General features: G+C 67.0%; 34 protein-coding genes. 33 read left to right on the top strand and 1 reads right to left on the bottom strand.

All coding sequences use genetic code 11. The annotated features are described in order from the left end of the window. The first annotated feature begins 3 nt into the window (after positions 1–3). Positions 4–1,116 (top strand): tetratricopeptide repeat protein, encoded by a 1,113-nt coding sequence (locus OOK31_RS14000; RefSeq protein ID WP_267012769.1) that lies wholly within the window; start codon positions 4–6, stop codon positions 1,114–1,116. Here the strand turns inward: OOK31_RS14000 and OOK31_RS13995 are convergent. Beyond that, positions 1,113–3,599 (bottom strand): YfhO family protein, encoded by a 2,487-nt coding sequence (locus OOK31_RS13995; protein WP_267012768.1) that lies wholly within the window; start codon positions 3,597–3,599, stop codon positions 1,113–1,115. The two genes, OOK31_RS14000 and OOK31_RS13995, sit on opposite strands and share 4 nt — an antisense overlap. 402 nt (positions 3,600–4,001) lie before the next feature. Here OOK31_RS13995 and rpsL point away from each other — a divergent pair, with 402 nt between their 5' ends. From rpsL to rpsM, 32 genes are all read left to right on the top strand, one after another. Further along, a complete protein-coding gene (rpsL, locus tag OOK31_RS13990; RefSeq protein ID WP_007265893.1) occupies positions 4,002–4,373 on the top strand; it encodes a 30S ribosomal protein S12 in 372 nt (123 codons plus the stop codon). Positions 4,374–4,375: 2 nt separating this feature from the next. Beyond that, positions 4,376–4,846 carry a 30S ribosomal protein S7 gene (gene rpsG / locus OOK31_RS13985; RefSeq protein ID WP_007265894.1) on the top strand — a complete coding sequence of 157 codons (471 nt, stop codon included), beginning with the start codon at positions 4,376–4,378 and terminating at the stop codon, positions 4,844–4,846. 39 nt (positions 4,847–4,885) lie between these two features. After that, positions 4,886–7,018: an elongation factor G gene (gene fusA, locus OOK31_RS13980; RefSeq protein ID WP_267012767.1), complete on the top strand. Its 2,133-nt coding sequence runs from the start codon at positions 4,886–4,888 to the stop codon at positions 7,016–7,018. A 153-nt stretch (positions 7,019–7,171) separates the two neighbouring features. Beyond that, the gene (tuf, locus tag OOK31_RS13975; protein ID WP_267012766.1) at positions 7,172–8,365 is read left to right on the top strand and encodes an elongation factor Tu; all 1,194 of its coding nucleotides are present in this window, start codon (positions 7,172–7,174) and stop codon (positions 8,363–8,365) included. A 191-nt stretch (positions 8,366–8,556) separates the two neighbouring features. After that, on the top strand, positions 8,557–9,747 hold the full coding sequence (locus OOK31_RS13970) for a hypothetical protein (protein ID WP_267012765.1): 1,191 nt from the start codon (positions 8,557–8,559) through the stop codon (positions 9,745–9,747). Between the two features lie 467 nt (positions 9,748–10,214). After that, entirely contained in the window at positions 10,215–10,523 is a 309-nt protein-coding gene (gene rpsJ / locus OOK31_RS13965; protein WP_003948644.1) for a 30S ribosomal protein S10, read from the top strand. 14 nt (positions 10,524–10,537) lie between these two features. After that, positions 10,538–11,182, top strand: a complete 645-nt coding sequence (rplC, locus tag OOK31_RS13960) for a 50S ribosomal protein L3 (protein WP_007265899.1) — start codon at positions 10,538–10,540, stop codon at positions 11,180–11,182. Positions 11,183–11,186: 4 nt separating this feature from the next. Then, positions 11,187–11,837, top strand: coding sequence for a 50S ribosomal protein L4 (gene rplD / locus OOK31_RS13955; protein WP_254387363.1), 651 nt, complete (start codon positions 11,187–11,189; stop codon positions 11,835–11,837). Beyond that, positions 11,837–12,160, top strand: coding sequence for a 50S ribosomal protein L23 (gene rplW, locus OOK31_RS13950; RefSeq protein WP_007265901.1), 324 nt, complete (start codon positions 11,837–11,839; stop codon positions 12,158–12,160). The genes rplD and rplW overlap by 1 nt, the downstream gene beginning before the upstream one ends. 39 nt (positions 12,161–12,199) lie before the next feature. Further along, positions 12,200–13,036 carry a 50S ribosomal protein L2 gene (gene rplB / locus OOK31_RS13945; protein WP_069921522.1) on the top strand — a complete coding sequence of 279 codons (837 nt, stop codon included), beginning with the start codon at positions 12,200–12,202 and terminating at the stop codon, positions 13,034–13,036. Between the two features lie 12 nt (positions 13,037–13,048). Continuing rightward, the gene (gene rpsS, locus OOK31_RS13940; RefSeq protein WP_008739713.1) at positions 13,049–13,330 is read left to right on the top strand and encodes a 30S ribosomal protein S19; all 282 of its coding nucleotides are present in this window, start codon (positions 13,049–13,051) and stop codon (positions 13,328–13,330) included. A 43-nt stretch (positions 13,331–13,373) separates the two neighbouring features. Further along, on the top strand, positions 13,374–13,721 hold the full coding sequence (gene rplV, locus OOK31_RS13935; RefSeq protein ID WP_007265904.1) for a 50S ribosomal protein L22: 348 nt from the start codon (positions 13,374–13,376) through the stop codon (positions 13,719–13,721). Next, entirely contained in the window at positions 13,721–14,563 is an 843-nt protein-coding gene (gene rpsC, locus OOK31_RS13930; protein ID WP_008739710.1) for a 30S ribosomal protein S3, read from the top strand. The genes rplV and rpsC overlap by 1 nt, the downstream gene beginning before the upstream one ends. 5 nt (positions 14,564–14,568) lie before the next feature. Then, positions 14,569–14,988 (top strand): 50S ribosomal protein L16, encoded by a 420-nt coding sequence (gene rplP / locus OOK31_RS13925; protein WP_030026326.1) that lies wholly within the window; start codon positions 14,569–14,571, stop codon positions 14,986–14,988. Next, positions 14,988–15,212 carry a 50S ribosomal protein L29 gene (gene rpmC / locus OOK31_RS13920; protein WP_008739703.1) on the top strand — a complete coding sequence of 75 codons (225 nt, stop codon included), beginning with the start codon at positions 14,988–14,990 and terminating at the stop codon, positions 15,210–15,212. Before rplP ends, rpmC begins: the two co-directional genes overlap by 1 nt. Next, the gene (gene rpsQ, locus OOK31_RS13915; protein ID WP_267012764.1) at positions 15,212–15,493 is read left to right on the top strand and encodes a 30S ribosomal protein S17; all 282 of its coding nucleotides are present in this window, start codon (positions 15,212–15,214) and stop codon (positions 15,491–15,493) included. Before rpmC ends, rpsQ begins: the two co-directional genes overlap by 1 nt. Before the next feature lie 108 nt (positions 15,494–15,601). After that, the gene (gene rplN / locus OOK31_RS13910; RefSeq protein ID WP_008739701.1) at positions 15,602–15,970 is read left to right on the top strand and encodes a 50S ribosomal protein L14; all 369 of its coding nucleotides are present in this window, start codon (positions 15,602–15,604) and stop codon (positions 15,968–15,970) included. A 2-nt stretch (positions 15,971–15,972) separates the two neighbouring features. Then, entirely contained in the window at positions 15,973–16,284 is a 312-nt protein-coding gene (gene rplX / locus OOK31_RS13905) for a 50S ribosomal protein L24 (protein ID WP_267012763.1), read from the top strand. Then, positions 16,284–16,835, top strand: a complete 552-nt coding sequence (rplE, locus tag OOK31_RS13900) for a 50S ribosomal protein L5 (RefSeq protein ID WP_030154702.1) — start codon at positions 16,284–16,286, stop codon at positions 16,833–16,835. The genes rplX and rplE overlap by 1 nt, the downstream gene beginning before the upstream one ends. A 5-nt stretch (positions 16,836–16,840) precedes the next feature. Next, a complete protein-coding gene (locus OOK31_RS13895) occupies positions 16,841–17,026 on the top strand; it encodes a type Z 30S ribosomal protein S14 (protein WP_003956452.1) in 186 nt (61 codons plus the stop codon). A gap of 223 nt (positions 17,027–17,249) precedes the next feature. Then, entirely contained in the window at positions 17,250–17,648 is a 399-nt protein-coding gene (gene rpsH, locus OOK31_RS13890) for a 30S ribosomal protein S8 (protein WP_007265911.1), read from the top strand. Positions 17,649–17,668: 20 nt separating this feature from the next. Then, positions 17,669–18,208 carry a 50S ribosomal protein L6 gene (gene rplF, locus OOK31_RS13885; RefSeq protein ID WP_267012762.1) on the top strand — a complete coding sequence of 180 codons (540 nt, stop codon included), beginning with the start codon at positions 17,669–17,671 and terminating at the stop codon, positions 18,206–18,208. Between the two features lie 2 nt (positions 18,209–18,210). Next, positions 18,211–18,594 (top strand): 50S ribosomal protein L18, encoded by a 384-nt coding sequence (rplR, locus tag OOK31_RS13880; RefSeq protein ID WP_030008471.1) that lies wholly within the window; start codon positions 18,211–18,213, stop codon positions 18,592–18,594. A gap of 45 nt (positions 18,595–18,639) precedes the next feature. After that, positions 18,640–19,242 (top strand): 30S ribosomal protein S5, encoded by a 603-nt coding sequence (rpsE, locus tag OOK31_RS13875; RefSeq protein WP_267012761.1) that lies wholly within the window; start codon positions 18,640–18,642, stop codon positions 19,240–19,242. Continuing rightward, a complete protein-coding gene (gene rpmD / locus OOK31_RS13870; protein WP_267012760.1) occupies positions 19,242–19,424 on the top strand; it encodes a 50S ribosomal protein L30 in 183 nt (60 codons plus the stop codon). The genes rpsE and rpmD overlap by 1 nt, the downstream gene beginning before the upstream one ends. A gap of 1 nt (position 19,425) precedes the next feature. Beyond that, positions 19,426–19,881, top strand: coding sequence for a 50S ribosomal protein L15 (rplO, locus tag OOK31_RS13865; RefSeq protein ID WP_267012759.1), 456 nt, complete (start codon positions 19,426–19,428; stop codon positions 19,879–19,881). A gap of 188 nt (positions 19,882–20,069) precedes the next feature. Continuing rightward, on the top strand, positions 20,070–21,383 hold the full coding sequence (gene secY, locus OOK31_RS13860) for a preprotein translocase subunit SecY (RefSeq protein ID WP_267012758.1): 1,314 nt from the start codon (positions 20,070–20,072) through the stop codon (positions 21,381–21,383). Beyond that, complete coding sequence (locus tag OOK31_RS13855; protein ID WP_267012757.1) at positions 21,383–22,030, top strand: adenylate kinase; 648 nt, start codon at positions 21,383–21,385, stop codon at positions 22,028–22,030. The genes secY and OOK31_RS13855 overlap by 1 nt, the downstream gene beginning before the upstream one ends. A 97-nt stretch (positions 22,031–22,127) precedes the next feature. Then, positions 22,128–22,979 carry a type I methionyl aminopeptidase gene (gene map, locus OOK31_RS13850; RefSeq protein ID WP_267012756.1) on the top strand — a complete coding sequence of 284 codons (852 nt, stop codon included), beginning with the start codon at positions 22,128–22,130 and terminating at the stop codon, positions 22,977–22,979. A gap of 140 nt (positions 22,980–23,119) precedes the next feature. Continuing rightward, a complete protein-coding gene (gene infA / locus OOK31_RS13845) occupies positions 23,120–23,341 on the top strand; it encodes a translation initiation factor IF-1 (RefSeq protein ID WP_003956442.1) in 222 nt (73 codons plus the stop codon). A 61-nt stretch (positions 23,342–23,402) separates the two neighbouring features. After that, the gene (gene rpmJ / locus OOK31_RS13840) at positions 23,403–23,516 is read left to right on the top strand and encodes a 50S ribosomal protein L36 (RefSeq protein ID WP_003956441.1); all 114 of its coding nucleotides are present in this window, start codon (positions 23,403–23,405) and stop codon (positions 23,514–23,516) included. Positions 23,517–23,716: 200 nt separating this feature from the next. After that, positions 23,717–24,097 (top strand): 30S ribosomal protein S13, encoded by a 381-nt coding sequence (gene rpsM, locus OOK31_RS13835; RefSeq protein WP_267012755.1) that lies wholly within the window; start codon positions 23,717–23,719, stop codon positions 24,095–24,097. Positions 24,098–24,137 lie beyond the last annotated feature (40 nt).

The raw sequence follows: 24,137 nt of genomic DNA, 5'->3' as shown, positions 1-24,137 counted from the left end.
CCCATGTCCCTATTCAGTCGCCGAGGCCGGAAGCCGGAGCCGGCCCCGTCTCCCGGCTACGTGGCTCCCGTGGCCGTCGACGTACGGATCACCGGGGCCGGGTACGCGGAGGTGGCGGGCAGGCCCGTCGTCGCGGGCGTCGGGGAAGAGCCGCAGGACGCCGTCCTCGACTACCTCCACCGCCAGGTGCTGTCCACCGGTGCGCCGGTCCTCGCGACCGTGACGGACGAGCGCATCGCCTTCGTCGTACGGATCCAGGTGCTGGAGGACGGCTCCAGCCACTTCACCGCCCAGCCGGAGCTGCTTCCCGGCGTCGCGCCGGTGGCCGTCGTGCGGCCGCCGGTCGGGACGCCGGCCGTGGAGGTGCCGGTGGCGATGGCGGTGGCGGAGCCCGTGGCGGAGGTGGAGGAGCCGATCCGTCTGGAGAAGCAGGCGCCGGCACCACCGGAGCCGACGCCCGTTCCGGTTCCGGTTCCGGCTGCGACCCCTGTACCGGCAGCCACGCCCGCGCCGGTTCCCGTGCCTGCGCCCGCCCCGGCGCCCGTGCCCGTCCCGGCGCCCGCCCCGGCCCCGGTGCCGGTGGCTCAAGCCGCGCCCGCCCCGCAGCCCGCACCGCTTCCCGCGCCCCCGCCCGCACCCGTATCCCCGCCCCCGCCCCCGGCCCCCGCGCCGGCGCACCCCGTCGACGACCTGGTCGCCGGTCCCGGGGCGCGGATCCAGGAGGCGCTCCAGCTCGGGCGCATCGAGTGGGCCGCCACCCTCGCGCAGCAGAGCGTGAGCGCGGCGGCCGAACGCCTCGGCGCGGAGTCGCCCGAGGTGTTGCAGTTGCGCGAGCTCAGTGCCTACGTCGCCTTCGTCGCCGGAGACACCCGCCGGGCCTTCCAGGGATCCCTTGAGATCGCCCGCATCCGCAGCGGCCGCAACGATCCGCAGGCCCTGCAGAGCGTGCTCAACGCGGCGGCGGCCTGGCTCAAGATCGCCGACCCGGCCGAGGGGATACGGACGGGACGCGACCTGATCGCGCTCTGGTCCGCGCTGCCCGCCGCCGACGGGGCCCAGCTGGAGTCGGCCCGTGCCCGGATGCGCCGGCTGGAGGAGCGGGCGGGCAAGGCCTAGCCCCGGCGCCGCCGGCGTACGGCGGTCGCCGTGGTCACCGAGGCCAGGGTGAGCAGGGCCAGGGCGGCGGCCGCGAGCCCGGGGGCGAGGCCCTTGGGCGTGAAGGTGCAGGAGACCCGCTCCGTCCCCGGGGCCAGCGGGAGCGCGACCAGGCCGTGGAAGTCCGTCGGCGGGGTGGAGCACTGCCAGCCCGGGATGTTCGTCGTCGCGAGGACGGCGGTGCCGGTGGTGCCCTTCGGGAGGGTGGCCTCGATCGTGTGGCCGCCCGCCCTGACGGACGTGGCGCCGGTGGCGGTGAGGTGGGCGACCGCCGCGTCCAGCGCCGGGCGGTCCAGGCAGCCGACGGGGTGGGCGCCTGCGGTGGCGCCCTCGGTCCGGGTGTCGACGGTGACCTCGACGCGGCCCGACGCCGGGACCGGGCCCAGCGGGAGGACGCCGCTCATGCGGTCCTCCAGGGGGAGCAGGGTGGCGCCGGCACGCAGGGTGCCGTAGAGCTCGGGGGAGTACCAGTAGGCCTGCGCGCCGGGGGTGCACTGCGCGGCGTACGTCTGAGCGGTGGGGGTGCCCGCCCGGGTGACCTCGGGGACCTCGTAGACCGTGGCGCCGAGGACCGTCTCCTGGCGGGCGTACACGCTGTCCGCCGGGTTGGGGGAGGCGTACGGGGCCGCGGGGCGGACCGTCACCAGGGGCGGCGCGGGGAACTTCGAGCCCGTCCAGCTGCCCGGCGTCGCGCCCGGGCGGACCCGCGCGCCGATCGAGAAGATCGCGTCGAGCACCGGGTTGTCGGCGCCGAAGAAGGTCCGGCCGTCGTTCTTGTAGCCGTAGCCCAGGGGTTCCAGCGCCCGGTACGTGACCTCCGGCAGGTAGCTGCTGTAGTACTGCGGGCCCTCGGCCTGGAGGGCGAGGGCGTCGTTGTACGAGGTCTGCGGCGCGCCCGAGTCCGTCCGGTAGGCGGGCCAGCCGTCCACCCCTCGGACGGCCTCGAAGTGCCGGGTGATCGACTGGCCGGAGGTCGCCGCCGGCTTCGCCCAGCGCTCCCGGGCCCGCCGCGCGTCGGCGTTGGCCGCGGCGACGGTGGACTCCGCGAAGACCACGCCGACCATCAGGACGGCCGCCACCGGGATGAGCGCCCGGCGCTTCTCGCCGAGGCGCAGCAGGAGCAGCGAGAGCAGCGAGAGACCGCCCCCGACGAGCACCGCGGGCCAGGTCCAGCCGCCGAAGTCGTCGGTGTGCCGGAGCACGAAGGCGGCTGCGACCAGGAGTGCCGTGACCAGGGCCAGGTGGAGCGGGCGCGGCCGGGTGGACAGCGCCAGCCAGGCGAGGATCACCAGCATCCCGCTGAAGACGAAGGCCTCGCGGTACGGGTTGCCGTTCGGCACGGCCAGCCCGTGCCAGACGTACTGCGTGGGCGGGAACTGGAACGAGGCGACGACGAGCACCGTCGCGGCCGCCCACACGAGGCGGACCTTCCTCCTGATGCCGCTGCTGAAGAGGAAGGTGCCGGCCAGGATCAGTGCGAGCGAGGCCACGTAGAGCCGTGGGCGGCCGCCCCACAGGTGGGTGGCCGGGAGCATGCCGGCGAGGAAGACGTCGATCCGCACCGGGTCGAACGCGGCGGCCTTGGTGGGCTGAGCGGCTCCGCTGGACATGAAGGACGGCAGGAGCAAGGGGAGCGTGAGCAGGATCCCGGTCCCGGTGGCTGTCGCGGCCCGCCACACGATGCGCAGCCGCTGCCTGCCCGACATCTCGCAGATGATCAGGCGGATGGCGAGCAGCACGCAGGCGGCCATCGTGGCCATCATCGCGGTGTAGAAGTTCCCGAGCCAGGCGAGCGCGACCAGCAGGGCCACGCCTGGCCAGTGGCGCTCGTTCAGGCACCACTCGACGGCGATGGCGAGCATCGGGAACGCGACCAGGCCCCACAGCCACATGGGGATGTACGAGGCGTCGCTGAGTGCCCACCCGCACAGCCCGTACGTCGCTCCGAGCACACCGCGCTGCCACCACGGCCCGGGGTTCACCTTGCCGAGGTAGACCGTCATCAGCGCGGCGGCGGCACCCATGGTGATCGGGGTGATCACGAAGACGGCCAGGTCGACGTGGGCGCGCGGCACCAGTACGGCCAGCCAGGAGAACGGATTGCCGAGGTACGTGTGGTAGTCGGACAGGAACTGCTGGCCGAAGCCGCCGCGCCAGCTGAAGAGGACGTCGCCGGCGGCCTGGCCGTGGACCAGGTCCCACAGGGCGCGGTGGAAGGGCACGTACTGGTTGGCCTGGTCGTTGATGGCCCGGCCGGTGTTGCCGAAGGGGAAGGCCCCCCGCGCCACCCAGGCGGAGCAGAACGCGGCCGAGGTGATGAGGAAGGCGAGCAGGGGCCCGTACACCTGATCCCGGCGCGGGCGCCGGCGGCGGGGCTCCCACACGTCGCCGCCTGCGGGGGGCAGGCGGTCCGGCGTCGTCGGCTCGGTACTGACCGTCCCCAATGTCCTTCTCCTGGCACTTGTGCGCATCTGGACTGACCCGCTGCGATTCGCTGGAAGTGTAGTTCGCCCGCCCTACCACGCCGGTGTGACCAACGCACGGCCACCCCGCCTCGAAGGCGCTGCGCCCGTGCGGCGCCTGAGCTGCGGGGCTGTGGGGCCGGTGGTGGCGCCGCTTATGTTTTGACCGGAGTGGATGCGGTGGGTACGCTCAGACCTTGTGCCTGGGGTGTGCCTGGGCTCCCGTGCGTGTCCATCAACCGCATGCGAGCCCGTATTCGGCCACTGCGATCCATGCGTTTCCGTGCTTGCGCGGAGGTCCGCCGGATCCGACACACCCGACCGCGTGGGTCGGCAAAGTTCCAGGTTAGCTTCACTACACGGCACACAGAAACCGGAGAAGTAGTGCCTACGATCCAGCAGCTGGTCCGGAAGGGCCGGCAGGACAAGGTCGAGAAGACAAAGACCCCCGCGCTTGAGGCTTCGCCCCAGCGTCGTGGCGTCTGCACGCGAGTGTTCACGACCACCCCGAAGAAGCCGAACTCGGCGCTGCGTAAGGTCGCGCGTGTGCGTCTGACCTCTGGCATCGAGGTCACCGCTTACATTCCGGGTGAGGGACACAACCTGCAGGAGCACTCGATCGTGCTCGTGCGTGGTGGCCGTGTGAAGGACCTGCCGGGTGTTCGTTACAAGATCATCCGCGGTGCGCTTGACACCCAGGCTGTCAAGAACCGCAAGCAGGCCCGCAGCCGCTACGGCGCCAAGAAGGAGAAGTAAGAATGCCTCGTAAGGGCCCCGCCCCGAAGCGCCCGGTCATCATCGACCCGGTCTACGCATCTCCTCTGGTGACCTCGCTCATCAACAAGATCCTCCTGAACGGCAAGCGCTCCACCGCCGAGCGCATCGTCTACGGCGCCATGGAAGGCCTCCGCGAGAAGACCGGCAACGACCCGGTCATCACGCTGAAGCGCGCGCTGGAGAACGTCAAGCCGTCCCTCGAGGTCAAGTCCCGCCGTGTCGGTGGCGCGACCTACCAGGTTCCCGTCGAGGTCAAGCCGGGTCGCCAGTCGACCCTGGCCCTCCGCTGGCTCGTGGGTTACTCCCGCGCCCGTCGTGAGAAGACCATGACCGAGCGCCTGATGAACGAGCTGCTCGACGCCTCGAACGGTCTTGGCGCTGCCGTCAAGAAGCGTGAGGACACGCACAAGATGGCCGAGTCCAACAAGGCCTTCGCGCACTACCGCTGGTAGTCCCAACCCACATCGAGACCGAGAGAAGACTGAGCCGATATGGCTACCACTTCGCTTGACCTGGCCAAGGTGCGCAACATCGGCATCATGGCCCACATCGACGCGGGCAAGACGACCACCACCGAGCGCATCCTGTTCTACACCGGTGTGTCGTACAAGATCGGTGAGGTCCACGACGGCGCTGCCACGATGGACTGGATGGAGCAGGAGCAGGAGCGTGGTATCACCATCACGTCTGCCGCTACGACCTGCCACTGGCCGCTCGAAGATGTTGACCACACCATCAACATCATCGACACCCCGGGTCACGTCGACTTCACCGTCGAGGTGGAGCGTTCGCTCCGCGTGCTCGACGGCGCCGTCACCGTCTTCGACGGTGTGGCCGGCGTGGAGCCGCAGTCCGAGACTGTCTGGCGTCAGGCGGACCGCTACGGCGTGCCGCGCATCTGCTTCGTCAACAAGCTCGACCGCACCGGCGCCGAGTTCCACCGCTGCGTCGAGATGATCAAGGACCGCCTCGGTGCGGTTCCGATCGTCATGCAGCTCCCCATCGGTGCCGAGATGGACTTCCAGGGCGTTGTCGACCTGGTCACCATGAAGGCGTTCGTCTGGTCCGCCGAGGCGACCAAGGGCGAGATGTACGACATCGTCGACATCCCGGCCACGCACACCGAGGCTGCTGAAGAGTGGCGCGGCAAGCTGGTCGAGACCGTCGCCGAGAACGACGACGAGATCATGGAGCTGTTCCTCGAGGGCACCGAGCCCTCCGTCGAGCAGCTGCACGCCGCCGTCCGTCGCATCATCCTCGGCTCCGGCAAGGGCAAGGGCGAGCCCACGATCACCGCGGTGTTCTGTGGCACGGCGTTCAAGAACAAGGGCGTCCAGCCCCTGCTCGACGCCGTCGTCCGCTACCTGCCCTCGCCCCTGGACATCGAGGCCATCGAAGGCCACGACGTCAAGGACCCCGAGGTCGTCGTGAAGCGCAAGCCTTCCGACGAGGAGCCCCTCGCGGCGCTGGCGTTCAAGATCATGAGCGACCCGCACCTCGGCAAGCTCACCTTCGTCCGGGTTTACTCGGGCCGCCTGGAGGCCGGCACTGCGGTGCTGAACTCCGTCAAGGGCAAGAAGGAGCGCATCGGCAAGATCTACCGCATGCACGCGAACAAGCGTGAGGAGATCGACTCGGTGGGCGCCGGCGACATCGTCGCGGTCATGGGCCTGAAGCAGACCACCACCGGTGAGACGCTGTGTGACGACAAGAACCAGGTGATCCTGGAGTCCATGGACTTCCCGGCCCCGGTCATCCAGGTCGCCATCGAGCCCAAGTCCAAGGGTGACCAGGAGAAGCTGGGTGTAGCCATCCAGCGTCTCGCGGAGGAGGACCCCTCCTTCCACGTTCACTCGGACGAGGAGACGGGCCAGACCATCCTCGGCGGTATGGGCGAACTGCACCTCGAGGTGCTGGTCGACCGTATGAAGCGCGAGTTCAAGGTCGAGGCCAACGTCGGCAAGCCGCAGGTCGCGTACCGCGAGACGATCCGCGGCACCGTGGACCGTCACGACTACACCCACAAGAAGCAGACCGGTGGTACCGGTCAGTTCGCCAAGGTGCAGATCGCGATCGAGCCGATCACGGACGCCGATGGTCCGGCGTACGAGTTCGTGAACAAGGTCACCGGTGGCCGCGTGCCGAAGGAGTACATCCCTTCGGTCGACGCCGGTGCGCAGGAAGCCATGCAGTTCGGCATCCTGGCCGGCTACGAGATGACGGGCGTCCGCGTCACGCTTCTCGACGGCGGCTACCACGAGGTCGACTCCTCCGAACTCGCGTTCAAGATCGCCGGTTCGCAGGCCTTCAAGGAGGCCGCGCGCAAGGCGTCCCCCGTGCTCATGGAGCCGATGATGGCCGTAGAGGTCACCACGCCCGAGGACTACATGGGTGACGTCATCGGCGACATCAACTCCCGCCGTGGCCAGATCCAGGCCATGGAGGAGCGTCACGGCGCTCGCGTCGTGAAGGGCCTCGTGCCGCTTTCGGAGATGTTCGGCTACGTCGGAGACCTCCGCAGCAAGACCTCGGGTCGCGCCAGCTACTCGATGCAGTTCGACTCCTACGCCGAGGTTCCCCGGAACGTCGCTGAGGAGATCATCGCGAAGGCCAAGGGCGAGTAACTCTTCCGAGTACACGCTTTAGGCTTGTCACCGGCAGCCTCTGGGGCAACAGGAGCCACGCTCTCGTTGCCCCGGGGACCGGCCGGCTTTCCAGCAAAGATCACCTGGCGCCGATCTGTAAGGCGTACAGAACCACTCTCCAGGAGGACCCCCGTGGCGAAGGCGAAGTTCGAGCGGACTAAGCCGCACGTCAACATCGGCACCATCGGTCACATTGACCACGGTAAGACGACCCTCACGGCCGCCATTACCAAGGTGCTGCATGACGCGTACCCGGACCTGAACGAGGCCTCGGCCTTCGACCAGATCGACAAGGCTCCTGAGGAGCGCCAGCGCGGTATCACCATCTCCATCGCGCACGTCGAGTACCAGACCGAGGCGCGTCACTACGCCCACGTCGACTGCCCGGGTCACGCGGACTACATCAAGAACATGATCACCGGTGCCGCGCAGATGGACGGTGCCATCCTCGTGGTCGCCGCCACCGACGGCCCGATGCCGCAGACCAAGGAGCACGTGCTCCTGGCCCGCCAGGTCGGCGTTCCGTACATCGTCGTCGCCCTGAACAAGGCCGACATGGTGGACGACGAGGAGATCCTGGAGCTCGTCGAGCTCGAGGTTCGTGAGCTGCTCTCCGACTACGACTTCCCGGGCGACGACCTGCCGGTCGTCCAGGTCTCCGCGCTGAAGGCGCTCGAGGGCGACAAGGAGTGGGGCGAGAAGCTCCTCGGCCTCATGAAGGCCGTCGACGAGTCGATCCCCACCCCGCCGCGTGACGTCGACCAGCCGTTCCTGATGCCGGTCGAGGACGTCTTCACGATCACCGGTCGTGGCACCGTCGTCACCGGTCGTATCGAGCGTGGTGTCCTGAAGGTCAACGAGACCGTCGACATCATCGGCATCAAGACCGAGAAGACCACCACCACGGTCACCGGCATCGAGATGTTCCGCAAGCTGCTCGACGAGGGCCAGGCGGGCGAGAACGTCGGTCTGCTCCTCCGTGGCATCAAGCGCGAGGACGTCGAGCGCGGCCAGGTCATCATCAAGCCCGGTTCGGTCACGCCGCACACCGAGTTCGAGGCCGCCGCGTACATCCTGTCGAAGGACGAGGGTGGCCGTCACACCCCGTTCTTCAACAACTACCGCCCGCAGTTCTACTTCCGTACCACGGACGTGACGGGCGTTGTGACCCTGCCTGAGGGCACCGAGATGGTCATGCCCGGTGACAACACCGACATGACGGTCGCGCTCATCCAGCCGGTCGCGATGGAAGAGGGCCTGAAGTTCGCCATCCGTGAGGGTGGTCGTACCGTGGGCGCCGGCCAGGTCACCAAGATCACGAAGTAATTCGTGTTCTGACCTGGTAGTCCGCGCGAGCGGGCACCATGTTCGACGAGGGGCCCCTTCCCTCCGCTCCGGCGGTGGGGGAGGGGCCCTTCGGCGTACCCCCGCGCCGTGGTGTCAGCGCCCTGTGAGAGGCTCCGCAGCAGATCGGCGCAGGTAGCAGGTAGCAGGTAGCGGTTTTCAGGGGTGGAAGAGTGGCACAGCAGGACGACGGCCGGCCGGGCATCTCCGACGAGGAGTGGGCGCGGTTCGGCGAGCAGGTGGCCGCGGAGGCCGCGGACGCGCCCAAGGAGCCCTCGGCGAGGGCCCGGATGGTGACGGAGCGGCTCCGCCGCGAGGACGAGGAGCGTGCGGCGGCCGCCGGGCGCGGGCGGTTCGGGCGTCGGCCGAAGCCCAGGCGAAACGATCCGCCGGGGTGGCGGACCGGGCCGGCCTGGCAGGAGATGGAAGCCCGGGGGAGGGGCCGTAGGAGGCTCAAGGCCACCGCGGCCATCGTGCTCATCGCGGGGCTGGCGCTGGTCGCCCTGCGGCCGGAGCTGGTGATCGACCGGCTGACGGGGAAGACCGCGGCCCGCCAGGACGCCAAGAGTGCCGCGCCGCTGCCCGGGGAGTCCGTACGGCCGACCGCCGCGCCCTCGCAGGGGTACCCGGACCGGCCGACCCTGAAGGAGCCCTTCCGGGGCTCTCCGGCCCTCCAGTGGGCCGATGGCGCCGCCGGTATCGAGGTCCCGCAGGCCGAGTCCGTCGGCGGGGTGTCCAAGGAGAGCGTCGCGGACGCCCTCGCGAAGGCGAAGCAGTTCCTCGTCGCCGCCAACCTGGACCCGGCGACCCTGCGCGGTGAGCGCCCGGCCGCCGCACTGGCCCTGCTGGACCCGCGGGACGAGAAGACCTCCAAGGAGGTGGCGGCGGCCTACGAGAAGCCCGCCGAGGACCAGGACCCGCTCGACTGGTTCACCCGGTACGACCCGGCCGAGCTGAAGCCCGTCGGCGACGTGGTCAAGGTGCGGGGCCGGATGTGGGTGGAGCCGGGGGCGGAGCCGGGACAGGCCGCGGTCAAGGTGGACTACTCCTTCGTCTACCCCTTCGTGAAGGTCAAGGGCAATCCGGAGGACGTCGCACGGACCATCGTCCGCCGCGAGGCCACCTTCACCGTCGCGGACCTGCGCAAGTGGCAGGGGACCCCGGGGAAGCTGTGGCTGTACCGGTTCCAGCGCGACATCGCGAACAGTGCCTGTGACCGGTACGACGGCTACCTGCACCCGTCGTTCTTCTCGGACCCGGTCGGCGGACCAGCACCCTCCGGAACGCCGGTCGATCCGTACGACCGCACCAAGGGCATCGACGCCCTGCCGCAGGAGGGCTGCGGGACCGTATCCCGGTCCTGACCTGGGAGGCGCCCGCCGGGGGAATCGCGTGCCGCAGTTTGACGTGATCGCCCGGCGGGGTATTCTCTTCCGCCCGATTGGCCAGGTACGTGTCTCGTATGGCAGACTACTCAAGTTGCTCGGCTGAGTGCCGATGCTGTGCGCCTCCCGCCGGGAGGACCGGAAGCGAGTCCCACAGTACTCGTCGTCCTTAATCTGCCTTTCGGGGCAGCAATGGGGACGGACGTACGGGAATCTTCTGGGAAGTGTCAGCACGGTGCCCACCAGGCACTCGGTGGGTGTTTCTCCCCCGATGCGCGGTCCAGGGACCGCACCCCCTTCGATGAGGGAATTTCCGTATGGGGATTTTCTGTAGAGGGAGTGCGACACGCCCGACCGCGTGGGTCGGAGGAGAGGCGGCGGGACTTGATCCCGCAGCCGACCGGGAGCCAGAGCGTTCCACATACAGACAGGACTACGGAGTAGCCATGGCGGGACAGAAGATCCGCATCCGGCTCAAGGCCTACGACCACGAGGTCATCGACTCCTCGGCGAAGAAGATCGTCGAGACGGTGACCCGCACTGGTGCGTCGGTCGCAGGCCCGGTGCCGCTGCCCACTGAGAAGAACGTGTACTGCGTCATCAAGTCGCCGCACAAGTACAAGGACTCGCGCGAGCACTTCGAGATGCGCACGCACAAGCGCCTGATCGACATCCTCGACCCGACGCCCAAGACCGTTGACTCGCTGATGCGCCTGGACCTTCCGGCCGGCGTTGACATCGAGATCAAGCTCTGAGAGGCGTCGAGAAGATGGCAAAGCAGATCAAGGGCGTCCTGGGCGAGAAGCTCGGCATGACCCAGGTCTGGGACGAGAACAACCGTGTCGTCCCGGTCACCGTGGTCAAGGCCGGACCCTGCGTCGTTACCCAGGTCCGTACGAACGACATCGACGGCTACGAGTCGGTCCAGATCGCCTTCGGCGAGATCGACCCGCGCAAGGTGAACAAGCCCCTCAAGGGCCACTTCGCCAAGGCCGACGTCACCCCCCGCCGCCACCTGGTGGAGCTCCGCACCTCCGACGCCAGCGAGTACACGCTCGGCCAGGAGATCACTGCTGAGGTGTTCGAGTCCGGCGTCAAGGTTGACGTCACGGGCAACAGCAAGGGCAAGGGCTTCGCCGGTGTCATGAAGCGGCACAACTTCCGGGGCCTCGGCGCCGGTCACGGTGTGCAGCGCAAGCACCGCTCCCCCGGTTCGATCGGTGGCTGCGCCACCCCTGGGCGTGTCTTCAAGGGCATGCGCATGGCCGGTCGTATGGGTAACGAGCGCGTCACCACCCAGAACCTGACCATCCACGCGGTTGACGCGGAGAAGGGTCTGCTCCTCATCAAGGGTGCGGTCCCCGGTCCGAACGGCGGCCTCGTCCTGGTCCGTACCGCGGCCAAGGGGGCTTGAGGTAATGAGCACCATTGACATCCTTTCGCCGGCAGGCGACAAGGCCGGTACCGTCGAGCTCCCCGCGGAGATCTTCGACGCGAAGACCAGCGTTCCGCTGATCCACCAGGTCGTTGTCGCCCAGCTGGCTGCTGCCCGTCAGGGCACGCACAAGACCAAGCGTCGTGGCGAAGTCCGTGGTGGTGGCCGCAAGCCGTACCGCCAGAAGGGCACCGGCCGCGCTCGCCAGGGTTCCACCCGCGCTCCGCAGTTCGTCGGCGGTGGCGTCGTCCACGGCCCGCAGCCGCGTGACTACTCCCAGCGGACCCCGAAGAAGATGAAGGCCGCCGCCCTCCGCGGTGCCCTCTCGGACCGTGCGCGTCACTCCCGCATCCACGTCGTCACCGGCGTGGTCGAGGGTGCCGCCTCCACGAAGGCCGCCAAGACGCTGTTCGGCAAGATCTCGGAGCGCAAGAACCTGCTCCTGGTCGTCGACCGCAGCGAAGAGGCCGCGTGGCTGTCCGCCCGCAACCTGCCCCAGGTTCACATCCTGGAGCCGGGCCAGCTGAACACGTACGACGTGATCGTCTCCGACGATGTGGTCTTCACCCAGACCGCGTTCGAGTCCTTCGTGTCTGGCCCCAAGGCCGATGAGACCGAAGGGAGCGACGCCTGATGTCTGAGGCGACCGTTACCAGCAAGACCTTCACCGACCCGCGCGACCTGCTGATCAAGCCGGTCGTCTCGGAGAAGAGCTACGCGCTGCTGGACGAGAACAAGTACACGTTCATCGTCGCGCCCGGCGCCAACAAGACCCAGATCAAGCAGGCCGTGGAAGCGGTCTTCTCGGTCAAGGTCACCGGGGTCAACACGATCAACCGTCAGGGTAAGCGCAAGCGGACCAAGACCGGTTTCGGCAAGCGTGCGAACACCAAGCGCGCCATCGTGACCCTTGCCGAGGGCAACCGTATCGACATCTTCGGCGGCCAGGCCTCCTAACGGAGGTCTAGTCGTCCGGAATCGGACGAGGACTGAGAAATGGGTATCCGCAAGTACAAGCCGACGACCCCGGGCCGTCGTGGCTCCAGCGTCGCCGACTTTGTCGAGATCACGCGGTCCACGCCGGAGAAGTCGCTGGTTCGCCCCCTGCACAGCAAGGGCGGCCGTAACAACACCGGTCGGATCACCGTTCGCCACCAGGGTGGTGGACACAAGCGCGCCTACCGCGTGATCGACTTCCGTCGTCACGACAAGGACGGCGTGCCGGCCAAGGTCGCGCACATCGAGTACGACCCCAACCGCACCGCGCGCATCGCGCTCCTGCACTACGCCGACGGCGAGAAGCGCTACATCATCGCGCCGAAGAGCCTGAAGCAGGGCGACCGGATTGAGAACGGCCCCACGGCCGACATCAAGCCGGGCAACAACCTCGCGCTCCGCAACATCCCGGTCGGTACCACGATCCACGCGATCGAGCTCCGTCCCGGTGGCGGCGCGAAGTTCGCCCGCTCCGCTGGTGCCTCCGTGCAGCTGCTGGCGAAGGAGGGCACCATGGCCCACCTTCGTATGCCGTCCGGTGAGATCCGTCTCGTCGACGCGCGCTGCCGCGCCACGGTCGGCGAGGTCGGCAACGCCGAGCAGTCGAACATCAACTGGGGCAAGGCCGGCCGCATGCGCTGGAAGGGCGTTCGCCCGTCCGTCCGCGGTGTCGCGATGAACCCGGTTGACCACCCGCACGGTGGTGGTGAGGGCAAGACCAGTGGTGGTCGCCACCCGGTCTCCCCGTGGGGTCAGAAGGAGGGTCGTACTCGCTCGCCGAAGAAGGCTTCGAGCAAGTACATCGTCCGCCGCCGCAAGACGAACAAGAAGCGCTAGGAGCGGGTTTAGATGCCGCGCAGTCTCAAGAAGGGGCCCTTCGTCGACGACCACCTCGTAAAGAAGGTGGACGTCCAGAACGAAGCCGGCACCAAGAACGTCATCAAGACCTGGTCCCGTCGCTCGATGATCATCCCCAGCATGCTGGGTCACACCATCGCGGTGCACAACGGCAAGACCCACGTCCCGGTGTTCGTCACCGAGTCGATGGTCGGCCACAAGCTCGGCGAGTTCTCGCCGACTCGCACCTTCCGCGGCCACGTCAAGGACGACCGGAAGTCGAAGCGCCGCTAAAGGCGGGGTGGTTACGACTATGACTTACACCGAAGGGACAACCATGGAAGCCAGGGCCCAGGCGCGGTACATCCGCGTCACGCCCATGAAGGCCCGCCGAGTGGTGGACCTTATCCGTGGCATGGATGCCACGGAGGCTCAGGCGGTCCTGCGTTTCGCCCCGCAGGCCGCGAGCGTGCCGGTTGGCAAGGTGCTGGACAGCGCCATTGCCAATGCCGCACACAACTACAACCACCCGGACGCCTCCACGCTGGTCATCAGCGAGGCGTACGTGGACGAGGGCCCGACCCTGAAGCGGTTCCGTCCGCGTGCCCAGGGCCGTGCCTACCGGATCCGCAAGCGGACCAGCCACATCACCGTGGTCGTCAGCAGCAAGGAAGGTTCCCGGTAATGGGCCAGAAGGTAAACCCGCACGGGTTCCGGCTCGGCATCACCACCGACTTCAAGTCGCGTTGGTACGCCGACAAGCTGTACAAGGACTACGTCAAGGAAGACGTCGCCATCCGCAGGATGATGACGTCCGGCATGGAGCGCGCCGGCATCTCGAAGGTTGAGATCGAGCGCACCCGTGACCGCGTGCGTGTGGACATCCACACCGCTCGTCCGGGCATCGTCATCGGTCGCCGTGGCGCCGAGGCCGACCGCATCCGCGGTGACCTCGAGAAGCTCACGGGCAAGCAGGTCCAGCTGAACATCCTCGAGGTCAAGAACCCCGAGCTCGATGCCCAGCTGGTTGCCCAGGCCGTTGCCGAGCAGCTCTCCTCCCGCGTCTCCTTCCGTCGCGCCATGCGTAAGAGCATGCAGGGCACGATGAAGGCCGGCGCCAAGGGCATCAAGATCCAGTGCGGCGGCCGCCTCGGCGGCGCCGAGATGTCCCGCTCCGAGTTCTACCGCGAAGGCCGTGTGCCGCTGCACACCCTCCGCGCGAACGTGGACTACGGCTTCTTCGAGGCCAAGACCACCTTCGGCCGTATCGGTGTGAAGGTCTGGATCTACAAGGGCGACGTCAAGAACATCGCCGAGGTTCGCGCCGAGAACGCTGCGGCCCGTGCGGGTAACCGCCCGGCCCGTGGCGCGCAGGGCGCTGGCGACCGTCCCGCCGGCCGTGGTGGCCGTGGTGGCGAGCGCGGCGGCCGTGGTGGCCGCAAGCCGCAGCAGGCTGCTGGTGCCGAGGCCCCCAAGGCCGACGCTCCCGCCGCCGCTCCGGCTGAGAGCACCGGAACGGAGGCCTGACCGACATGCTGATCCCTCGTAGGGTCAAGCACCGCAAGCAGCACCACCCGAAGCGCCGTGGTATGGCCAAGGGCGGTACTGAGGTCTCGTTCGGCGAGTACGGCATCCAGGCGCTGACCCCGGCGTACGTGACGAACCGCCAGATCGAGGCGGCTCGTATCGCGATGACCCGCCACATCAAGCGTGGCGGCAAGGTCTGGATCAACATCTACCCGGACCGCCCGCTCACCAAGAAGCCTGCCGAGACCCGCATGGGTTCCGGTAAGGGTTCTCCCGAGTGGTGGATCGCCAACGTGCACCCGGGCCGGGTCATGTTCGAGCTGTCCTACCCGAACGAGAAGATTGCTCGTGAGGCGCTCACCCGCGCTGCTCACAAGCTTCCGATGAAGTGCCGGATTGTTCGGCGCGAGGCAGGTGAGTCGTGATGGCGACGGGAACCAAGGCGTCCGAGCTGCGTGAGCTCGGCAACGAGGAGCTCGTTGGCAAGCTGCGCGAGGCCAAGGAGGAGCTGTTCAAGCTCCGTTTCCAGGCGGCCACGGGTCAGCTGGAGAACAACGGCCGGCTCAAGTCCGTCCGTAAGGACATCGCTCGCATCTACACCCTGATGCACGAGCGTGAGCTCGGTATCGAGACGGTGGAGAGCGCCTGATGAGCGAGAACAACGTGACTGAGACGACTGACCGCGGCTTCCGCAAGACCCGTGAGGGTCTGGTCGTCAGCGACAAGATGGACAAGACCGTCGTCGTCGCTGTCGAGGACCGCGTGAAGCACGCGCTGTACGGCAAGGTCATCCGCCGTACGAACAAGCTCAAGGCGCACGACGAGCAGAACGCTGCCGGCGTCGGCGACCGCGTCCTCATCATGGAGACGCGTCCGCTGTCGGCGAGCAAGCGCTGGCGCATCGTCGAGATCCTCGAGAAGGCCAAGTAAGCACCTGAGGGGTTTCCCTTAGGTTCGTTCCGCCAGGCTCGGTGGGGGCCGCCGCTCTTCGGAGTGTGAGGCCCCCGCCGGGAACCGGCAGACAAACAGGAGATACACGTGATCCAGCAGGAGTCGCGACTGCGTATCGCCGACAACACTGGTGCCAAGGAAATCCTTTGCATCCGTGTTCTCGGTGGTTCCGGTCGCCGCTACGCGGGCATCGGTGACGTCATCGTCGCCACCGTCAAGGACGCGATCCCCGGTGGCAACGTGAAGAAGGGTGACGTCGTCAAGGCGGTCATCGTTCGCACCGTCAAGGAGCGTCGCCGCCAGGACGGCTCGTACATCCGCTTTGACGAGAACGCCGCCGTCATTCTGAAGAACGACGGCGACCCTCGCGGCACCCGTATCTTCGGCCCGGTGGGCCGTGAGCTGCGCGAGAAGAAGTTCATGAAGATCATCTCGCTCGCGCCGGAGGTGCTGTAAGCATGAAGATCAAGAAGGGCGACCTGGTTCAGGTCATCACCGGTAAGGACAAGGGCAAGCAGGGCAAGGTCATCGCGGCCTTCCCCGCCAACGACCGCGTCCTCGTCGAGGGTGTCAACCGGGTCAAGAAGCACACCAAGGCTGCGCAGAACCAGGCCGGTGGCATTGTGATCACCGAGGCCCCGGTCCACGTCAGCAACGTTCAGCTGGTTGTGGAGAAGGACGGCAAGAAGGTCGTCACCCGCGTCGGCTACCGCTTCGACGACGAGGGCAACAAGATCCGCGTTGCCAAGCGGACGGGTGAGGACATCTGATGGCTACCACTCCGCGTCTCAAGACGAAGTACCGCGAGGACATCGCGGGCAAGCTGCGTGAGGAGTTCTCCTACGAGAACGTCATGCAGATCCCCGGTCTCGTCAAGATCGTCGTGAACATGGGTGTCGGCGACGCCGCCCGTGACTCGAAGCTGATCGACGGCGCGATCCGCGACCTGACGACGATCACCGGTCAGAAGCCGGCCGTCACGAAGGCCCGCAAGTCCATCGCGCAGTTCAAGCTGCGCGAGGGTCAGCCGATCGGCTGCCACGTCACCCTCCGTGGTGACCGCATGTGGGAGTTCCTGGACCGTACGCTGTCGCTCGCGCTGCCGCGTATCCGTGACTTCCGTGGTCTGTCGCCGAAGCAGTTCGACGGCCGTGGCAACTACACCTTCGGTCTCACGGAGCAGGTCATGTTCCACGAGATCGACCAGGACAAGATCGACCGTACCCGGGGTATGGACATCACCGTGGTCACCACGGCGACCAACGACGCTGAGGGCCGCGCGCTCCTTCGTCACCTCGGCTTCCCCTTCAAGGAGGCGTAAGCGAGATGGCGAAGAAGGCTCTCATCGCGAAGGCTGCCCGCAAGCCCAAGTTCGGTGTGCGTGCGTACACCCGCTGCCAGCGCTGCGGTCGTCCCCACTCCGTGTACCGCAAGTTCGGCCTGTGCCGCGTGTGCCTTCGTGAGATGGCTCACCGTGGCGAGCTGCCGGGCGTGACCAAGAGCTCCTGGTAACTCCCTCTCGTCCGTAAGGACTTGAGCGGTACCAGGCACTCTCGGTAAGCATCTGGTCGGCGGATGCCCGGCCGCGCATGCCTTAGGCTTGTGTGGTTGGGCGTCCGCCGCCCATAACGACTTACTACGCCGTAGGTCCCCGCGCCGCACCCGTCCCGCCTCTGAGTGGGGAGAGGGATGGCGCATACAGGAAACCCCGGCGAGAGAGGCCGAAGGCCACTTCATGACCATGACTGACCCGATCGCAGACATGCTCACTCGTCTGCGTAACGCTAACTCGGCGTACCACGACACCGTCGTGATGCCGCACAGCAAGATCAAGTCGCACATCGCGGAGATCCTCAAGCAGGAGGGTTTCATCACCGGCTGGAAGGTCGAGGACGCCGAGGTCGGCAAGAACCTCGTCCTCGAGCTGAAGTTCGGGCCGAACCGTGAGCGCTCCATCGCGGGCATCAAGCGGATCTCGAAGCCCGGTCTGCGCGTGTACGCGAAGTCCACCAACCTGCCGAAGGTCCTCGGCGGCCTGGGCGTGGCGATCATCTCCACGTCCCACGGTCTCCTGACCGGCCAGCAGGCAGGCAAGAAGGGCGTAGGTGGGGAAGTCCTCGCCTACGTCTGGTAGTCGGGAACGGAGGAAAAGCAATGTCGCGAATCGGCAAGCTCCCCATCCAGGTTCCCGCCGGTGTGGACGTCACCATCGTCGGCCGCACGGTCGAGGTGAAGGGCCCCAAGGGTTCCCTCGCCCACACCGTCGCCGCGCCGATCGAGATCGTCAAGGGTGAGGACGGCGTTCTGAACGTCACCCGCCCGAACGACGAGCGTCAGAACAAGGCCCTGCACGGCCTGTCCCGCACGCTGGTGGCGAACATGATCACCGGCGTGACCACGGGTTACGTCAAGGCTCTCGAGATCAGCGGTGTCGGTTACCGCGTCGCCGCGAAGGGCTCCGACCTGGAGTTCCAGCTTGGCTACAGCCACCCGATCCTGATCGAGGCGCCCTCGGGCATCTCCTTCAAGGTCGAGTCGCCCACCAAGTTCACGGTCGAGGGCATCGACAAGCAGAAGGTCGGCGAGGTCGCCGCCAACATCCGCAAGCTGCGGAAGCCCGACCCGTACAAGGCCAAGGGTGTCAAGTACGCCGGCGAAGTCATCCGCCGCAAGGTCGGAAAGGCTGGTAAGTAGCCATGGCATACGGTGTGAAGATCGCCAAGGGCGACGCGTACAAGCGCGCTGCCAAGGCTCGCCGCCACATCCGCATCCGCAAGAACGTCTCGGGTACGGCGGAGCGTCCGCGCCTCGTCGTGACGCGTTCGAACCGCAACATCGTTGCTCAGGTCATCGACGACCTCCAGGGTCACACCCTGGCGTCGGCGTCGACCCTGGACGCTTCGATCCGCGGTGGCGAAGGCGACAAGAGCTCGCAGGCCCAGGCTGTCGGCGCGCTCGTCGCCGAGCGTGCCAAGGCCGCGGGTGTCGAGACCGTCGTGTTCGACCGCGGTGGCAACCGATACGCCGGGCGCATTGCCGCTCTGGCTGACGCCGCCCGCGAAGCCGGGCTGAAGTTCTAAGCCCCGGTTCCGGGACTCACGGACGTAACAGAGAGAGGTAATCCAATGGCTGGACCCCAGCGCCGCGGAAGCGGTGCCGGTGGCGGCGAGCGGCGGGACCGGAAGGGTCGCGACGGTGGCCCTGCCGCCGAGAAGACCGCTTACGTTGAGCGCGTTGTCGCGATCAACCGCGTCGCCAAGGTTGTCAAGGGTGGTCGCCGCTTCAGCTTCACCGCGCTGGTCGTGGTGGGCGACGGTGACGGCACCGTAGGTGTCGGTTACGGCAAGGCCAAGGAAGTTCCCGCGGCCATCGCCAAGGGTGTCGAGGAAGCCAAGAAGAACTTCTTCAAGGTTCCGCGCATCCAGGGCACCATCCCTCACCCGATCACGGGCGAGCGTGCCGCGGGCGTCGTGCTGCTGAAGCCGGCCGCCCCCGGTACCGGTGTTATCGCCGGTGGCCCGGTGCGCGCCGTTCTGGAGTGCGCCGGCGTTCACGACATCCTGTCGAAGTCGCTCGGCTCTTCGAACGCGATCAACATCGTGCACGCGACCGTGGCGGCCCTCAAGGGCCTGCAGCGTCCCGAGGAGATCGCGGCTCGCCGTGGTCTGCCCCTCGAGGACGTCGCTCCCGCGGCTCTGCTCCGTGCGCGTGCTGGGGCGGGTGTCTAATGGCCCGCCTCAAGATCACGCAGACGAAGTCGTACATCGGCAGCAAGCAGAACCACCGCGACACGCTGCGTTCGCTCGGGCTCAAGCGCCTGAACGACGTCGTCGTCAAGGAGGACCGCCCCGAGTTCCGCGGAATGGCTCAGACCGTCCGCCACCTCGTGACGGTTGAGGAGGTTGACTAACATGGCTGAGAACAGCCCGCTGAAGGCCCACAACCTCCGTCCCGCCCCCGGTGCCAAGACCGCGAAGACCCGTGTCGGTCGTGGTGAGGCGTCGAAGGGTAAGACGGCCGGTCGTGGTACGAAGGGCCAGAAGGCCCGCTACCAGATCCCGCAGCGCTTCGAGGGTGGGCAGATGCCCCTCCACATGCGTCTGCCGAAGCTCAAGGGCTTCAAGAACCCGTTCCGCACCGAGTTCCAGGTCGTGAACCTGGACAAGCTCGGCGCTCTCTACCCCGAGGGTGGAGAGGTCACGGTGGCCGACCTGGTCGCCAAGGGCGCGGTTCGCAAGAACAGCCTCGTCAAGGTCCTGGGCCAGGGCGAGATCTCCGTGGCGCTGCAGGTTTCGGTTGACGCCGTCTCCAGCTCCGCCAAGGAGAAGATTGCCGCTGCCGGCGGCACCGTCACCGAGCTCGTCTAAGACGAAACTCTTGTGACAAATAGCTAGAAACCCGACCGGGGATGCCTCACATAAGGGGCATCCCCGGTTGGTCGTTCCACGGGGGGCACACTCGCCGGTAAGGTGGCGTGCACCTTTGCTTGTACGTATTCGTCGATCCCTCAGACCGTCACCTCTGACGCAGTAGCGCGGGGGTCGCAGGAGGCACCGTGCTCACCGCGTTCGCCCGGGCGTTCAAGACGCCCGACCTGCGCAAGAAGCTGCTCTTCACGCTCGCCATCATCGTGCTGTATCGGCTCGGGTCCCACATCCCGGTCCCCGGCGTGAGCTACAAGAACGTTCAGATCTGTGTGGACCAGATGGGGAGCAGCAACAGCCTCTTCGGTCTGGTCAACATGTTCAGCGGCGGTGCGCTGCTGCAGATCACGATCTTCGCGCTCGGCATCATGCCGTACATCACGGCGAGCATCATCCTGCAGCTGCTGACCGTGGTCATCCCGAAGCTGGAGAACCTCAAAAAAGAGGGTCAGTCCGGCACGGCGAAGATCACTCAGTACACGCGCTATTTGACGGTCGCGCTCGCGATCCTGCAGGGCACCGGCCTGGTCGCCACCGCGCGCACCGGCGCTCTGTTCGGGACCTGCCCCGTCCGCTCCGAGATCGTTCCGGACCGCTCCATCTTCACCACGGTCGTCATGGTCCTCACGATGACCGCCGGCACCTGCGTCGTCATGTGGCTCGGTGAGCTCATCACCGACCGCGGCATCGGCAACGGCATGTCGATCCTCATGTTCATCTCGATCGCGGCCGGCTTCGTCGGCGCTCTCTGGACGATCAAGCTCCAGGGCAAGATCGCTGATGGCTGGGTCGAGTTCGGCGTGGTCATCCTGGTGGGTCTGGCGATGGTGGCCCTGGTGGTCTTCGTCGAGCAGGCGCAGCGCAGGATCCCCGTCCAGTACGCGAAGCGCATGATCGGCCGCCGTGCCTACGGCGGTACGTCCACCTACATCCCGCTCAAGGTGAACCAGGCCGGTGTCATCCCGGTCATCTTCGCCTCGTCGCTGCTGTACATCCCGGCTCTGATCGTGCAGTTCAGCGGCTCGACCGCGGGCTGGGCCACCTGGATCCAGAAGCACTTCGTCAAGGGCGACCACCCGTACTACATCGCGACCTACTTCCTCCTGATCGTGTTCTTCGCGTTCTTCTACGTGGCGATCTCGTTCAACCCCGAGGAAGTTGCTGACAACATGAAGAAGTATGGTGGGTTCATCCCGGGCATCCGCGCCGGCCGGCCTACCGCCGAGTACCTGAGCTACGTACTCAACCGCATCACCTGGCCGGGGTCGCTGTACCTGGGTCTCATCGCTCTTGTGCCGACGATGGCGTTGGCGGGCTTCGGGGCGAACCAGAACTTCCCGTTCGGCGGGACGAGCATCCTCATCATCGTGGGTGTCGGTCTGGAAACCGTGAAGCAGATCGAGAGCCAGCTCCAGCAGCGCAATTACGAAGGGTTCCTCCGCTGATGCGAATCGTCCTCGTCGGACCCCCCGGTGCGGGCAAGGGAACGCAGGCCGCGTTCCTTGCCGAGAACCTGTCGATCCCGCACATCTCCACGGGCGACCTCTTCCGCGCCAACATCAGCCAGAACACCGAGCTGGGCCGTCGCGCGAAGGCGTTCATGGACGCCGGTGACCTCGTCCCCGACGAGATCACCATCGGCATGGCCAAGGACCGCATGGAGCAGCCGGACGCCGCGGGTGGCTTCCTGCTCGACGGCTTCCCGCGCAACGTGTCGCAGGCCGAGGCCCTCGACGTGATGCTGCAGGCCGAGAACATGAAGCTCGACGCCGTCCTCGACCTGGAGGTCGAGGAGGACGAGGTCGTCAAGCGCATCGCCGGCCGCCGGATCTGCCGCAAGGAGTCCGCGCACGTCTTCCACGTCACGTACGCCGCGCCGAAGACCGAGGGTGTCTGCGACACCTGCGGCGGCGAGCTGTACCAGCGCGACGACGACTCCGAGGCCACGGTCCGCAACCGGCTGGAGGTCTACCACACGCAGACCGAGCCGATCATCGACTACTACAAGGCCCAGGGCCTGCTGGTGACGATCGCCGCCCTCGGTGAGGTGCACGAGATCACCAAGCGGGCGATGGACGCCCTCAAGAAGTAGTACCCCCGTAGTGAGCAGATACGGCCGCGGTGTCCTCAGGGCACCGCGGCCGTACTGTTGAGAAGACTCTGATCCGAAGCTGGAAGGCTGTTTCCCCATGGTCCAGATCAAGACCCCCGAGCAGATCGCGAAGATGCGCGAGGCGGGACTGGTCGTCGCCGCGATCCACGCGGCGACCCGGGAGGCGGCCGTGCCGGGCGCCACGACACTGGATCTGGACATGGTGGCCCGCAAGGTCATCGCGGACGCCGGGGCCAAGTCGAACTTCCTCGGATACGGCGGATTCCCCGCGACCATCTGCACCTCGGTGAACGAGGTCGTCGTCCACGGCATCCCGGACGAGAAGACGGTCCTCAAGGACGGCGACATCATCTCCATCGACGCCGGCGCGATCGTGGACGGCTGGCACGGCGACGCCGCCTACACCGCCTTCGTGGGCACTGGACACGCGCCTGAGCTCCTGGAGCTGTCCCGGGTGACCGAGGAGTCCATGTGGGCCGGTATCGCCGCCATGCGGCTCGGCAACCGCCTCGTGGACATCTCCAAGGCGATCGAGACGTACATCAAGCGCCAGCCCCGCCCGACCACCGGTGAGCACAGCCTCGGCAAGTTCGGGATCATCGAGGACTACGGCGGCCACGGCATCGGCTCCGAGATGCACATGGACCCGCACCTGCTGAACTACGTCTCGCGCAAGCGGGGCAAGGGCATCAAGCTGGTCCCGGGCCTGTGCCTGGCGATCGAGCCCATGGTCTCCCTGGGCACCGCCCAGACGGAGGTACTGGCCGACGACTGGACGGTCATCACCACGGACGGCACCTGGTCCTCGCACTGGGAGCACTCCATCGCCCTGACCGAGGCCGGCCCCATCGTCCTGACCAGCCCGGACTGCGGCAAGGCGAAGCTCGCGGAGTACGGGGTTACCACCGCGCCCGATCCGCTGGGGTAATGATCTAGACTCTGGGGCAAACTTTCCGGATTCGTCTTTCTGGGTGCCCTGACGTAGACTGACTCGTCGGCTCTCGTGCACTTCCATGCCTGCATGGGCGCACTCGAGCCGATCAAGGTAGCCGATTCGAAAGGCGAAGCGTGGCCAAGAAGCAAGGTGCCATCGAAATCGAGGGCACCGTGATCGAGTCCCTCCCGAACGCGATGTTCAAGGTGGAACTCCAGAACGGTCACAAGGTCCTCGCGCACATCAGCGGCAAGATGCGCATGCACTACATCCGCATCCTCCCTGATGACCGGGTTGTCGTGGAGCTCTCCCCGTACGACCTGACGCGTGGCCGGATCGTCTACCGATACAAGTAGATCTTGCCCCCGCATCCCGCTCACGCGGGGTGGTGGCACTGACCCGGAGAACCTCACCAACATGAAGGTCAAGCCGAGCGTCAAGAAGATCTGCGACAAGTGCAAGGTGATCCGCCGTCACGGTCGGGTCATGGTCATCTGCGACAACCTGCGCCACAAGCAGCGCCAGGGCTGACGCACGCCGACCGACCTGCCTTCCGCAGTTCTTCGCGCGACGTAAGAAAACGTACATACGCAGAACCCGCCCAGCCCTGAGAGGGGCCGGCGGCACCTCCGGCGGGGGCCGGGGACCCGGACGTACCATCACCCACTTCGGGTTGGTCGGCGGTCGGGAGTGGTTTTGCGGAAGACCCCCGAACACACAGGAGCCATTGAATGGCACGCGTTTCCGGTGTTGACATCCCGCGCGAAAAGCGTGTGGAGATCGCACTCACCTACGTCTTCGGTATCGGGCGCACCCGGTCCAAGGAGATCCTCGACTCCACCGGCGTGAACCCGAACACCCGCGTTCGTGACCTGGCCGAAGAGGACCTCGTCAAGATCCGCGAGTACGTGGACGCCAACCTCCGTACCGAGGGTGACCTCCGCCGCGAGATCCAGGGCGACATCCGTCGCAAGATCGAGATCCAGTGCTACCAGGGTATCCGCCACCGTCGCGGCCTCCCGGTGCACGGTCAGCGCACCAGCACCAACGCGCGTACCCGCAAGGGCCCGCGTCGCGCGATCGCCGGCAAGAAGAAGCCGGGCAAGAAGTAGTCCTGTTCAGCGGTCTTGCGCTGTAGGACCGACCACCTCC

The sequence above is a fragment of the Streptomyces sp. NBC_00249 genome (assembly GCF_026342355.1).
In the GTDB taxonomy this organism is placed as follows: domain Bacteria; phylum Actinomycetota; class Actinomycetes; order Streptomycetales; family Streptomycetaceae; genus Streptomyces.
This window is presented reverse-complemented; position numbering and strand designations above follow the sequence as displayed.